Annotated in this window: 10 protein-coding genes; 9 read left to right on the top strand and 1 reads right to left on the bottom strand. The window is 70.6% G+C overall.

All coding sequences use genetic code 11. The features are described 5' to 3' along the window. Window positions 1–3 precede the first annotated feature (3 nt). Window positions 4–855, bottom strand: a complete 852-nt coding sequence (locus V6U77_RS05530) for a MurR/RpiR family transcriptional regulator (protein ID WP_334605070.1) — start codon at window positions 853–855, stop codon at window positions 4–6. Window positions 856–1,049: 194 nt separating this feature from the next. Between V6U77_RS05530 and V6U77_RS05525 the strand changes: the two genes are divergently transcribed. The 9 genes from V6U77_RS05525 (at window position 1,050) to V6U77_RS05485 (ending at window position 13,645) form a co-directional block, all read left to right on the top strand. Further along, complete coding sequence (locus tag V6U77_RS05525) at window positions 1,050–2,420, top strand: hypothetical protein (RefSeq protein WP_334605069.1); 1,371 nt, start codon at window positions 1,050–1,052, stop codon at window positions 2,418–2,420. Window positions 2,421–2,824: 404 nt separating this feature from the next. Next, on the top strand, window positions 2,825–4,105 hold the full coding sequence (locus V6U77_RS05520; RefSeq protein WP_334605068.1) for an O-antigen ligase family protein: 1,281 nt from the start codon (window positions 2,825–2,827) through the stop codon (window positions 4,103–4,105). After that, window positions 4,092–5,531 (top strand): lipopolysaccharide biosynthesis protein, encoded by a 1,440-nt coding sequence (locus tag V6U77_RS05515; RefSeq protein ID WP_334605067.1) that lies wholly within the window; start codon window positions 4,092–4,094, stop codon window positions 5,529–5,531. Before V6U77_RS05520 ends, V6U77_RS05515 begins: the two co-directional genes overlap by 14 nt. Then, a complete protein-coding gene (locus V6U77_RS05510) occupies window positions 5,528–6,637 on the top strand; it encodes a polysaccharide pyruvyl transferase family protein (RefSeq protein ID WP_334605066.1) in 1,110 nt (369 codons plus the stop codon). The genes V6U77_RS05515 and V6U77_RS05510 overlap by 4 nt, the downstream gene beginning before the upstream one ends. After that, a complete protein-coding gene (locus V6U77_RS05505; protein WP_334605065.1) occupies window positions 6,637–7,788 on the top strand; it encodes a glycosyltransferase in 1,152 nt (383 codons plus the stop codon). Before V6U77_RS05510 ends, V6U77_RS05505 begins: the two co-directional genes overlap by 1 nt. Then, window positions 7,785–8,615, top strand: a complete 831-nt coding sequence (locus tag V6U77_RS05500; RefSeq protein ID WP_334605064.1) for a glycosyltransferase family 2 protein — start codon at window positions 7,785–7,787, stop codon at window positions 8,613–8,615. Before V6U77_RS05505 ends, V6U77_RS05500 begins: the two co-directional genes overlap by 4 nt. Then, window positions 8,612–9,784, top strand: coding sequence for a glycosyltransferase family 4 protein (locus tag V6U77_RS05495; RefSeq protein WP_334605063.1), 1,173 nt, complete (start codon window positions 8,612–8,614; stop codon window positions 9,782–9,784). Before V6U77_RS05500 ends, V6U77_RS05495 begins: the two co-directional genes overlap by 4 nt. 448 nt (window positions 9,785–10,232) lie before the next feature. After that, window positions 10,233–12,206, top strand: a complete 1,974-nt coding sequence (locus V6U77_RS05490) for a S8 family peptidase (protein WP_334605062.1) — start codon at window positions 10,233–10,235, stop codon at window positions 12,204–12,206. Between the two features lie 173 nt (window positions 12,207–12,379). Continuing rightward, window positions 12,380–13,645: a DUF1800 domain-containing protein gene (locus V6U77_RS05485; RefSeq protein WP_334605061.1), complete on the top strand. Its 1,266-nt coding sequence runs from the start codon at window positions 12,380–12,382 to the stop codon at window positions 13,643–13,645. Window positions 13,646–13,734: the final 89 nt, after the last annotated feature.

Below are 13,734 nucleotides of genomic sequence, written 5' to 3'. Positions count from 1 at the left end.
GGGTCATCCGAGGAACAACTGGCGGCGGGCGGCGGAGGCCTCGAAGGCCTCCAGCCGGCGCTGGGTGTCGGTCGGGGCGGCGTCGCAGATGGCCTGGAGCAGCACCATGGCCAGCGTCATCGGCGCGGTGTGCAGGTCGAAGACGAGCTGTGCGCCGACCGCGGCGGGCAGCACCACGTCGGCGTGCTCGGCGGCCGGGCTGACCGGCGAGTCGGTGATGGCCACCACGGTGAGGCCGGCGGCCCGGGCCTCACGCAGCGCGTCCAGGGTCTCCCGTGGGTAGCGGGGCAGGACGAAGGCGAGCAGGGCGACCGCCCCGGCCTCGGCGGCCTGCTCGAGGCGGTCGGTGAGCAGGCTGCCGCCGTCGTCGAGCACCCGCACGTCCGGGTGCACCTTGGCGGCGAAGTACGCGAAGTAGGCGGCCAGCGGGGCGGCGGCGCGCAGCCCGAGCACCGGCAGGGGACGGCTGGCGGCCAGCAGCCTGCCCGTCTCGGCGATCCGGTCCCGGTCGGCGAGCTGCCCGGCGAGGCGGTCGAGGTTGCCGATCTCGGCGCGTACCGCCTGCTGGAGCTCGTTGCCGGCGTCGGCGGCGTCGCCCGGGACGCCGGCGGTCAGCTCGCGGAGCCGGCGGCGCAGCGCGGGGTAGCCGTCGTGGCCGAGCGCGACCGCGAACCGGGTGACCGACGGCTGGCTGACCCCCGCCAGCTCGGCGACCTCGGCCGCCGACAGGTACGCGGCGGCCGGCGCGTGCTGCACCAGGCAGTGCGCGATCCGGCGCTGGGTGGGGGTGAGCCGGACCCCCTGGAACAGGTCGAGCACCCGCTCGGTGGGCACCCCGACAGCTCCCTCATTCATGCCGTGACTGTATGCATGAAAACTTTCACAAAGCAACACTTCCGTCCGGCGCTCGCCCTGTGTGGCACACGAAGGAAGACGGGAAGCGGCGGACCTGTAACGCCTCCCCGCATGTGTCGGGCCGACGACGGGTGGACGGAAGTGCTGGCGCCGCCTCTGTAGGATCCGCACGGCGGTTGAGCAGAGGAGTTGGCATGCAGCCGGGAGGTCCCTACAGGTTCACCCACGTGCTGGGCGGGTCTCCGGTGGGTAAGGCGTGGGCGGCGATCGACGAGCAGGGTCGCCTCGTCACCGTGGCCGTCCTGGACGCCGCCGTCGCCGCCGCACCCGGTTGGCGCGAGGCGTTCGCCGGGATGACGAACTCGCTGGCGCAGGCGGCGGACCCCCTGCCCTACGCCTACGCCGACTTCTCGGCCGCCGCGCCCTGGGTGGCGTACTCGGCGGAGGTCGGGCCGGGGGCGGAGAAGCTGATCCGTGCACTCGGCGTGGAGTACACCCCGGACCCGACGGCCGCACGGCCGGTCTCCGGGGTGCCCCGACCGGTCAGCGGGGTGGCCCACCCCGTCTCCGGCGTTCCGCACCCGGTCTCCGGTCTCCCGCAGTCGATCTCCGGGCCGCCGCATCTGCCGTGGGCGATGCACGCGGGTCCGCACCCCACCCAGCCGGTGTCGTCGGTCCCGCACCCGGCCTCGGGCCCGCCGGCGCCAGGCTGGGACGCGCCGACCACCGCGATGCCGGCGCAGCCGGTCGCCGAGACGCCCCAGTCGCCGGCCGCCACCCATGCTCCCGCGCCGGCCGCCACCCATGCTCCCGCGCCGGCCGGCATCCCGCCGTACGACCCGCTCGCCGCGACTGCTCGCCGCATCGCGCCCTCCGGGACGCGCCGGCGGCGTACCGGCCTCCGGGTCGGGATCGCCGCACTGGTGTTGGTCCTCGTCGGCGGTGCGGGCGCCTTCGCCTGGACCGGGCTCAGGGATACGACCGAGCCGACGGCGAACCCCTCACCCACCGCCGTGGTCCAGTCCGCCGCCCCGAGCTGGTCACCTTCCGCGCGTCCGCAGCAGCCGGGCATCGAGCCGCCACGGCCGGGGGACTGGCCCCGGTGGCAGGTCTTCCGCAGGGGCGATGCCGTACGGACGCTGAGCCCGGATGGTCTGGGCTTCGAGTTCGTGGCACCGGCCGACTGGACGTGTACTCCGGGCGGCAGCACCGAGGGGCAGGTCAAGTACAACTGCGGTGCCTCGATCGGGGACAACTCGGAGATCGGCGGCGAACTGATCGTCCGTGACTGTGTTGAATGCGGCGAGGAGCAGCGCGTCGCCCTGCGCAAGGCGGAGGAGGCGTGGGGGCTGCAGTGGCGCAGCGGCGGGCCGTACGTCGTCCTGGCCGAGACCGTGAAGCTGAACGGCGCCAACAAATACGGCATCGTCGTGGTCGCCTTCTGGCGCTCGCAGCCGGACGGTGCGATCGACCGTCAGCTCGTGCTGCGAATGACCGCCCCGGAGGACTGGGTGGACGTCATCCGGCGGGTGGTCAACTCCATTCGTGACAACGCGGGCTTCTGAGCGACATCCGGACCGGCTGGCGAGAGAGCCCGTAGCGATCCGACCAACGGGCGTGCTGAGCGGCAGCGGTCACCGAAGTGGGTCCGACACCCACATCTATGATGAGCGCCCGAAGTCCCGCTTCGGCCGGAGCGATCCGTCATCGGCTCCGGATCCCGCCCTCCGGGCGTGAGCGAAACCCCCGCCCGGCGGCACGACCAGCGCGGCCGTGACAGCGACTGGCCGACCAAGGCTGATACGGAGATGTCATGTTCACCGGTACGGCCGATGGTCATCCCCAGGGTGGTCCACGCCATGCCCCGGCGACATGGCGCAGCGGCGGTCAGGAGCCAGTTCGGACACCCGCCGGCCCGGGCGGCGAGAGCCGCGGGGTCCGCGGGCCGGGCCGCCACCGTGCCCCGGGCGTGGTCGTCCAGCTGACCCGGGCCGGCCGGTCGATCGCCGCAGGCCTGCGGTCTGATCCGGATCAGCGCATCGTCGCCGCGTTGGCGCTCCTGGTGGCGACACTCGGGCTGGTGCCGATCGCCCTTGCTCCCGCCGATGTCGTCATCTACGCCGGTGTGTCGACCGGAACGCCGACGCTCTACTCGTACACCATCGCGATCGCCGTGGCGTTGGTGCTGGTCACGATGCGCACGCGTCGTCGATTCGTCCGCGTACTCCTCCTGTGGGTGCCGTTTCTCGGGTGGCTGGCCCTGTTCGCGGCGCTCCACTGGGACGCGTCCCTGCGTACCGTGAGCGGCCTGCTGCACTTCTGCCTGGCGGCGGTCGTGTTCGCCGTCGGGGCCACGGCCGAGCGCGCGGACCGGCGGCACTCGATCCTGCTCTGGGCCTTCGCGGCCGTGGCGTGGCTGCAACTCTTCGCGATCACCGCCGCGGTCCTCGGTTTTCCGCTGCGACGCGTCTCCGGCCAGCAGGCGCTCGACGTGCTCGGGCGTGCCACCGGCCTGACGAGCCATCCGGGCGAGCTGGCGAAGCTGTTGTTCTTCTGCGGCCTGTGCGCGCTGACCCTGCCGCAGCGGACGGTGCGGGAACGATGGGTGGCCTGGACGACGCTCGGTGTCGTCCTCATCGGCGTGTCCCTCACCCGGAGCCGCACGGTTCTCGCCGCCGTGGTCTCCATGATCCTCATCTTCATGTTGCTCGAGCTGATGACCGGGCGGTGGCAGAAGAAGTACTTCGTGGTCCTCGGCCTCACCGGGGTGCTCGGTGTGGCGTCGCTACCGTGGCTGATCGAGCGATTCATGGCGGACCCCGGTGGGGGCTCCCGTCAACACCTCCTCATGGTCGCGGTGGACGCGATCCGCGCGCATCCGTGGGCCGGGGTGGGACCCAACAGCTACGTCGCCGTCGTCGGCGCCTCGGATCCGCTCACCGCGAGCGGCGTGCCCGTACACAACGTGTTCCTGCTGAGCGCCGCCGAGGTGGGCATCGTCGGCGCGCTGCTCCTCTGGCTGCCGTTCGTGTGGGCCGCGACGGCGGCCGTCCGCGCCGTCTTCCGCACGCGGACCTCGGAACTGGCACCCAGGGTCCTGGTCAGCGCTCTGCCCGCTCTCGTCCTCATCGGCATGACGGGCTGGGGACTGATGCAGGGTCCCTATCTCCTGATGCTGGCGCTCGTGGCGGGCTACTTCCATGCCCGGACGCGGTCTTCGGCGGTTGCGACCGGCGATGGTCGCGACTGAGGCCAGGGCGCCGGCGGGGCGGCGCACGTCGCTGACGGTCGTGTCGGGCCTGCTGGGACTCTCCACCCTGGCCACGCGGTTGACCACCCTCGTGGTCATGGCGTTGCTGACCAGGGGCGCCGGCGTCGAGGCCGTCGGCTTCTACGGGATGGCCACGCTTTCCGCGTCCTTCACCGCCGCCGCGCTCTCCCTCGGTCTGCCGACCTACCTGACCAGGGAGGCCGCCGCGGGGTCGGTCTCGCCGCCCGTGGTCGCCCGGATCCACGGCGGCCGTCTCGTCGTGTTGATGTCGGCCGCCGCCGTCGCGTACGTGCTGATCGGCGTGCTTCTTCCGCCCGGAGCGCAGCTCGCCTTCTTCCTGGTCTTCGTCGCCAGCCTCTTCGAGCAGTGGAACGAGACGGCGTGGGTCCTCATCCGAGGCACGCGTACGGCCTGGGCCGAACCGCTCACGAACACCTCCACCGGCCTCCTGCTCGTCGGCGCGTGCGCGGTCGACGTGTGGCTGATGGACGGGCTCACCCTCGGTGACGCTGCCGTCTACTTCCTCCTGACGTCCGTCCTCCGGTCGACGGCCGCGGTTGCCGTCGTGCGGATCCTGCCGTCGCTGCGCGCCTCCCGGGGCGTCCGCTCGGCCCAGCACATCAGGCTGGCGCTGCCGTACTTCGCCTCCGACCTTCTCGGCCTCTTCTACTTCCGCGGCGACGTCTTCATCCTCGCGTTCTTCGTCACCGCCGTGGAGGTCGGCGAGTACGTCTCCGCCGCCGCCATCATCGGACCGGCGGTCCAGGTCGCGGCGTCCATGGGTCTCGGCGCCCTTGCCTATGCCGCGCCACAGCGGGCTTCCGGGACCGCCCAGGCGAACGACCCGCTCACGATCTTCCGATTCTTCGGGCTCGCGGGCCAGGGCGCCGCCGGCGTCATGTTCGTCGGCATTCCGATCGCGACCCTGGTGCTCTTCGGTGACCAGGCGGGGAACATCCCGGAGCTCGCGATGGTGCTCACCCTGTTCCTCGCACTGCGATTCGCCAACTTCGGGCTGTCCGCCATCCTGCTCGCCCGGGGCCGTGCCGCCAGCCGGTTGGTGGTGCTCGTGCTGAGCATCTGCGGCAGCGTCGGATTCAACCTCGCACTCGACGGCCGGTACGGCGCCTACGGCGCCGCCTGCGCGATGGTGTTGAACGAGCTTGTCGTGGCCGGGTCGCTGATGTGGTTCCTGCGGATCAGGGAACTGGTGTGGCCGGTCCTCATCTCGTTCGGAAGTGTGGCAGCGGCGGCATGGGCGCTCGCCGGGCTGCTGACCGTCATGGGATCCGCCTCGGCGTCCGCCACTCTCGGGGGCGTCATCCTCGCTCTGACTGCCGTCAGATTTGTGAGACAACGGAGGGCCGCAGGCGAACTGCGGGCTGCGACGACGGAGGACATGTGAGGGTCGGAATAGTCGGGTGGTTCGGATCGGACAATCTCGGAGACGAGATCCTCCTCCACTCGCTCATCACCTGCGTCCGCGAGGTCAAGGAGAACGCGTCCTTCGTGGTCTTCTGCCCCAACCCGGACCGGGTCGCCGAGCTTCATGGCGTGCAGACGGAGCACATGCCCGTACTGCGGGCTCGTGGCGCCTCCGAGCGTCAGGTCGCGGTGCAGCGCGCGATCAAGTCGTGTCAACTGCTCCTGCTCGGCCCTGGGACGGTCTTCCAGGAGCGTTCCCCCAACCTGTCCTGGCCCGGCACCCTGCCGATGTTCGCGCGGATCATCGCGATGGCCAAGTTGGCGGGAACGCCCGTCGCCACCGTCGGCGTCGGCGTGCGCGAGGGAGGGACGCCGTTCGGTCGTCAGGTGCTCCGCCTCATCGGCGCGTCCTGTGTCGCGGTGGGGGTGCGCGATGAGCGGACCGCGTCGCACTTCGGCTCCGGCGCTGAGGTCATCGGCGACATGGCGTACACCCTGCCGCTGCCCGAACTGGACCGGGTCGACGCCGGCCGCCGCTTCGCGCTGTCGATGCGGCCGCTCGCGCCCGACCTCGAGGGTCCGCTGCTGGCGGCGACCTCCGGATGCGCCGATCGCCTCCGCCGGGAGGGATGGTCGGGCACCTTCCTTCCGATGGCCTTCGGCCGAGGAGCGCACGGCGAGGACGACCGCGTCATCTACGAGCGCACCTTCCGCGACCTTCTGGACCTGGACTCGACCCCGCTGGACGGCAGCCGACCGCTCGTCGGAGCGCTCCGCGACTGGTTGCAGTCGCTCGCGACGAACCAGCTCGTCCTCGGCACCCGCCTGCATGCCGCACTCCTCGCCGTGGCGATCGGCGTTCCGACGGTGGCCATCGCGTACGAGCGGAAGGTCCATGACGCCTTCGTCGACCTGGGGCTCCGCGAGTACCTGGTGCCACCGGACGTCGACGCCGAGACGCTCTACCGTACGGCGACCGCGGCTGCCGCGTCCCCCGAGCAGTTCCGGGAGGCCGCCCAGCGGGTCGCGGCCCAGGGGCGGGTCGCGCAAGGGTTCGTCACGGCGCTCGTGAAGCGGCTGGGCTGATGCGCGTCCTCCTACTCACCCCGTTCGCGCCCAACGCGCACCACCACCACGCCGCGGCCGACACGATCGTGCAGCTCACGCCGCGGTTGGCCGAGCAGGTCGACCTCTTCGTATACTCGCCGGAGCACACGGCGCCATCCGGGCCGGACGATCTGAAGTACACGCTGTTGCCCGCCACGGTCACCGCTCGTCCGAGCCACCGGGACCGTCTCCGCCTGGAACCGGCGTGGCTCCGCCAGGCGTGGCCGCGGGAAGCGACCCGGGAGGCCGCCGAGCTCATCCGCCGGATCCGGCCCGACGTCGTGCACTCGGAGTACCTGCAGTCCGCCGAGGTCGTCGGGATCAGCCCCGCGTCGGTGCTGGGCCTGCACGACATCACCGAGAAGGTGATGCTGGAGTCCTACCGGGCCTCGTCCGGCCTGGAGCGGCCGTACCGTCTCGTCGAGCTGCTTCGGACGCGACGGTTCGAACGCGCCGCGATCCGCCGGGCGGCCGCCGTCGTCACCCTGTCCGACGCCGACTTCGCGGTCGCCGCCGCTCGCAACCCGAACACCGTGCTCGCCCGGCCGGGAATCCACGTCGGTGACCGGTCCTGGTCGCCGCCGCCCGCGACGGAGCGACCGCGACTGGTGTTCGCCGGGGCGATGTGGCGACGCGCGAACGCACTCGTCGCTGAGTTCCTCGCGCGTGAGGTGATGCCGCTGGTGTGGCAGGGCCTGCCGCAGGCGGAACTCAGGATCGTCGGGGCGGAGCCCTCCGCCGACGTGGTCGGCCTCGGCGAGGGCGACAGCAGGGTGGTGGTGACGGGTGCGGTGCCCGACCTCCGGTCGGAGATGCTCGACGCCCACGCCGTCGTCGTGCCGTCGATCGTGGGCGGCGGAGTGCTGATGAAGGTGGCACACGCCATGGCCCTCGGCTGTCCCGTCATCACGTCGGGTGGACCGGCCGCGTCGGTACGCGGTGACGCCTCGATGTTGTACACCGCGTCGACGGCCGACGAGATCGCGGCGGCGGTCCGGTCCGCGGTCGAAACACCCGACGACGCGGCACAGCGCGGTCGGCGTGCCCGCGCACACATCGAGCGGACGTTCCGTTGGGACGACACGGTCCGCTCGTACCTCGACGCCTACGGGATTGCGAGTCGACAGTGAAAATCGCAGCCATCATCGTCTCCTACAACTCGGCCCGGGAGCTCCCCCAGAGTCTGGGCTGCCTGGCCGCCCTGCCGGTGGACCATGTCGTGGTCGTGGACAACTCCTCCACGGACGACAGCGTCGAGGTCGCGAAGTCCTTCGGGTATCCGGTCATCTCGCTGCCGAACGTGGGCTTCGGCAAGGCGATCAACGCCGCGGCGGAGACCCTCCCCGGCGCCGACGTCTACTTCCTGCTCAACCCCGACTGCCACATCGACCCCGAGTCCTTCGCGCACCTCGTGGAGACCCTGCGGGCCGACTCGAAGCTGGGTGTGGTCGCGCCGCTGATGCGATACCCGGACGGGCGCTTCGGGATCGCGGCGGGGCCCGAGCCGAGCATCGCGAAGGAATGGCTGGCGGCGCTGAAGGTCGACCATCTCGTGCCGAGGCGACTGAAGCAGTATCTGGCCCGGGCCGCACCCTTGCGCAAGAAGTTCCAGATGCTCGAGTATCTCGATGTCGAACCGACCGGCCAAGTGCGCGAGACCGCCTGGGTGTCCGGGTTCTGCATGCTCGTACGCGGTGAGGCGTTCCGGTCCGTCGGTGGGTTCGACCCCCGCTTCTTCCTCTACTTCGAGGACGTCGACCTGTGCACGCAGTTGCGCGCCAGTGGCTGGGGTGTCGCGTCGGTCGGGACGAGTGTCGCCGAACACAAGGAGAGCACCAGCACCGCCGCGGTCGGCAAGAACCCCCTGTACCGGTCCGGCATGTACGTCTATTTCGCAAAGCATGGCACGCGGGGTCAGCGACTCCTCGCGTCAGCCCTGAGGAGGCTGCCGATTTGAAGATTCTGTTTGTAGCGCCATGGATCCCGGCGTCGGTCCGCCCGCGCAGCCTCGTGATCCTGGAGATGCTCGCCGCCGAGCACGACGTCCGCTTCCTGGGGCTGGTGCGCAACGAGGAAGAGGCGCGCCTGGCGGAGCTCCTGCCGGTCAAGGGGCGCACTCTCGTCCCCAACCCACGCGTCGGTTCCATGCTGCGCTCCGCGCGAGCACTCGGCACCGGGGTCTCGTTGCAGACGGGATACGCGAGCCCGAAGGCGCTCACCGACGCGCTGCGGCGGGAGCTGGACGACTTCCAGCCGGACGTCGTGCACCTCAACGTCTTCCGTACCGTCCACCTGGTCGAGGCCTGTGGCTCGACGCCGGTCATCGTCGACCTGGACGAGTTCCGCAGCGAGTACTACGAGCAGCTCGCCTCGCACGGGCCCAGCCCCGCCTGGCGGGCGTTGGGCCGGGTGGAGGCGCCCCGGATGCGGGCCCGGGAGGACAGGTTGGTCGGCATGGGGGTTCCCCTGATGCTCTCCGCTCCGGCCCTGCCCGGCCAGGAGCGGCCCAACACCTTCCTCGTCAGAAGCCCCTGCGACTTCTCCGTCCAGCGGCAGGCGGGCCCGGTCGCACCGACGGTCCTGTTCGTGGGTCGGCTCAGCTACGAGGCGAACGTCAACGGCCTGATGTGGTTCGTGCGTGAGTGCTGGCAGGGCATTCGGGACGCCGTCCCGGACGCCCGGCTCCGGATCGTCGGCACGGACCCGCCCAAGGCCGTGCAGGAACTGGTCGGAAACGGCATCGAACTCCACGCCAACGCGCCCGCGGTCGAGCCCTACTACACGGATGCTGCCGTCGCCATCGCGCCGATCTTCCGGGGTACCGGCGTCCAGCTGAAGCTCATCCAGGCCATGTCGGCTGGAGTTCCGAGCGTGACGACCAGCATGGTGGCCGACCGCGCGGGTGTGGTGGACGGTGTCCACGTCCGCGTCGCCGACGACAGGGCTGGCTGGATCGCGGCGGTCGGTGGGCTGCTGTCCGCGCCCGAGACCGCCGCGCGACTGGCCGCCAACGGACGGGAGTGGGTGGCGGCACACCACAGCCCGGCGGCGGTTCGCCTGCAGTTGCAGGCGGCGTACGCCTCGCTCTCCACCAGCGCGCAGATGGACGGCGCGCCCGGCCGGTGAGCCGAGCCAGCAGACGCTGGAAGACGACGCGCGCGCCGGCGGGTCCAGGCCCGCCGGCCCGCGGCGTCCGGTCGCGACCGTGGTACCGGTCGTCGGACCGACCGGCGACCCGCCGCGGTGTGTTGTCGGTACCGGTTGCGCGAACAATAGGCGGGCCTCTCACATTCTGAGTAGAGCCCGCTGGTAATCACCCGTCGTTCTCGGCTTGCCATTTGGCAATAGGGGCGGCGGTGTCCCCTCGGCATTAGTCACCAGTTGGTCCGAACGGCTGAGCCGCCGATGACGTTGATCGACGAAGATGGGCTGCGTCTGTGCCGAAGGGCAAGGCTGTCCATTGTCACCGATGGACGTTCATTCCCACGGGGAGTCTGGCGTGATTCAAGTTCGTCGAGCTTGTCGGTCGGTTGTGGCGGGGTTCGCGCTCGCCGCTGTCGCGACCGCGGCAACCATGTCCGGCGGGGGTGCCGCGTCCGCGGCTCCGCCGGACGACAAGAAGGTCGCGGGGATCCTGGGTGCCGCCGACACGGGCGCCATCAAGGACAGTTACATCGTGGTGTTCAAGGACGGCAAGGCCACGCCGGGCCAGGTCGGTGCGAGCGCCACCGCGTTGGCCAAGCGGTACGGCGGCACGGTGTCGCGTACGTACACGCGCACGATCCGCGGTTTCGCGGGGCGGATGAGCGAGGCGCAGGCCAAGCGCCTGGCCGCCAGCCCCGAGGTTGCGTACGTGCAGCAGAACCGCAAGGTGTCCAAGAGCGACACCCAGTTGAACACGCCGTCGTGGGGGCTGGACCGGCTGGACCAGATCTTCGCGCCGATGAACAAGCGCTACACGTACCCGAACACGGCGGGCAACGTGCACGCCTACGTCATCGACAGCGGTATCCGGGTCACCCACCAGGAGTTCGGTGGGCGGGCCAGCCACGGCTACGACTTCGTCGACAACGACCCGGTCGCGGACGACTGCGACGGGCACGGCACGCACGTCGCGGGCACCATCGGTGGCACCAACTACGGTGTGGCCAAGGAAGTGAAGCTGGTGGGCGTGCGGGTGCTCGACTGCACCGGCGGCGGCACGGAGGCCGGTGTCATCGCCGGTATCGAGTGGGTCACGGCGAACGCGGTCAAGCCGGCGGTGGCGAACATGAGCCTCGGCGGTGCGAGCAGCGTCGCGATCGACGCCGCGGTGGAGGCGTCCATCGCCTCCGGTGTCACGTACGCCGTCGCCGCCGGCAACAGCCAGGACGACGCCTGCCAGTACTCGCCGGCCCGCGCGGCCTCGGCGATCACGGTGGGTGCCACGGACGAGGTCGACTTCCGCGCCTCGTTCTCCAACTACGGACCGTGTGTGGACATCCACGCGCCGGGGCACCACATCCCGTCGTCGGTGGTCACCAGCGACACCGCGATCGACCGGTACAGCGGCACCTCGATGGCCAGCCCGCACGTCGCCGGTGCCGCCGCGCTGCTGCTGTCGGCCAACCCGTCCTGGGAGCCCACCCAGGTGCGCAACGTCATCGTCTACGGCGGCACCCGGCGGGTCGTGCGGAACACCGCCGCCTACAACACCAGCGACGTGATGCTGCGCATCGGCACCACCGCCGTGCCGCAGGTCACCGGCCTGCGGTCCCTGACCAACGGCAAGAACGTCTCGGTCGGGGCCGGCGGCACCCAGCCGCTGACGGCCAGCCAGCCCATGAACCAGATGGGCGACACGGAGAAGTTCACCGTGATCGACGCCGGCAGCGGCCACATCGCGCTCGCGTCCTGGGCAAACGGCAAGCACGTCACCGCCACCGCCGGCGGCAGCGCCGCGCTGTACGCCAACAGCAGCACCATCACCGACGCCCAGCGCTTCCAGGTCGTCATGAACGGCGACGGCACCGTCAGCCTGATGGCCAAGATCAACGGAAAGTACGTCACCGCGCCGTCCGGCGGCACCCAGCCGTTGATCAACAACGCCACCACCATCGGCGTACCGGAGAAGTTCATCTGGGCCTCACCCGCTGCGGTCGTCGTGCTCCGCGCGGCCGTCAACGGGAAGCTCGTCACCGCGGCGGAAGCCGGCAGGAGCGCCCTGATCGCCAACTCCACCGCGATCAGCGACTGGCAGAAGTTCGACATGCTGGACATGGGCGGCGACGCCGTCGCACTGCGCTCCCACGTCAACCGGCGCTACGTCAGCGCGCCGTCGGGCGGTACCCAGCCGCTCATCGCCAACGCCACCGCGATCGGCACGGCGCAGTCGTTCTGGCTCTACCACTACGGTGACGGCAACCTGCTGTTCCAGTCCCAGACCAACGACTTCCTGGTGCAGGCGCCGAACAACGGCAACTCGCCGCTGATCGCCAGCTTCAATCCGTTCGTGGCCGATCCGGGCCCGTCGACGATGTTCGCCTACGAGGTCCTGAAGGTCGGCTGAACGACCGGCGACTGAAGATCCGTTCCTGACGCGACGGATCCGGTGGGCCGTCGAGACACGCGCGATGCGCGTCTCGGCGGCCCATCCGCGTCACGGCGACACTCGCGGGCCTGCCCGGCTGGTACCGGGCCCCGGGGTCCGCCGGCATCGTGGGCTTCGCCTACATTTGCTGCATGGCCGACGCCTCGTTGCTACTGCGCCGCGCCGGCTTCGGTCCCACTGCCTCCGAGCTGGCTGCTGCGAAGAAGGCAGGATACGAGGCGACGGTCGCCGCCCTGACAGCGCCGACAGCGCCGGACGTGGGGGCCCTGAAGGCTCCCCTGCCGGGACTCGGCCCGGATCCCTTCGCCGGGTTGTCGAACCCCACTCCCAGCCAGCGGAGCAAGGGCGACGAGAAGCGGCGGGAGCAGACGAAGCGGATCACCCAGTGGTGGCTGGACCGCCTCACGGTCGCAGACCACCAGACCCGCGAGAAGCTGTGGTTCTTCTGGCACGGGCACTGGGCCACCTCGGTCCGGAAGGTGATCCGCCCGCAACTGATGCTCGTGCAACACAGGACGCTGCGCAGCTCCCTCGACTTCGCGACGATGGCCCATCGGATGGTCACCGACCCGGCGCTCATCTACTGGCTCGACGGGCAACTCAACACGCGGACCGCGCCCAACGAGAATCTCGGCCGCGAGTTGATGGAACTCTTCATGCTCGGCATCGGCAGGTACACCGAACGCGACGTCAAGGAGGCGGGCCGTGCGCTGACCGGCTGGAAGATCGACTACGACAGCGGGCGCGCGTACTTCAGTCCTGCCTCACACGACGGCGGCAGGAAGAGCATCCTCGGCGTCACGAAGAACTTCGACGCCCACTCGCTGGTGGATCTCCTGCTCGCGCACGAGGCCTGCCCGGGGTTCATCGCCGAGCGGTTGTGGTTCCGGTACGCCTCGTCGACCGAGCTGATCCCGATGTCCACCCGCGACAACATGGTTCGCGCGTTCCCGGACACGATGGCGATGCTGCGTAGGCTCTTCGAGGACGATGCGTTCCGGGCCAGCGCCGGCGGGCTGGTGAAGCAGCCGACGGAGTGGTTCGTCGGCGCGATGCGGCAGTTGGGTCTGCGACCGGGGAGGCTGTCCGACGAGGTGCTGACGTACGCCCTCAACGCCCTGGAGCGAATGGGGCAGTTGCCGTTCGCGCCCCCGAGTGTCGAGGGTTGGGCCGCAGGTGCGGAGTGGCTGACGGTCGGGGCGGCGCAGGTCCGCCTGAACCTTGCCGGTCGGATCGCCCAACTGGTCCCGGCCCAGCGGCTGACCCCGGAGGACGTGGCGCACGTCCTGGCTGTCGAGACGTGGACCAACAGGACGTACTCGGCCCTGAAGGGCACTACCGATCCGCAGCGCCTGCTGACCCTCGGGTTGGCCAGCCCGGAATACCTGGTGACGTGACATGGACGCATTGACCCGACGCAGGTTCCTCCTGGCTTCCGGCGTCGTCGGCGGCGGTGCCATCGCCGCCGGAGTGGGGGGTCTGGGCC

The organism is Micromonospora sp. CPCC 205546, from assembly GCF_036902715.1.
Classification (GTDB): domain Bacteria; phylum Actinomycetota; class Actinomycetes; order Mycobacteriales; family Micromonosporaceae; genus Micromonospora.
The sequence above is the reverse complement of the archived record's forward strand: the minus strand, read 5'-3'. Positions and strand labels throughout refer to the sequence as shown.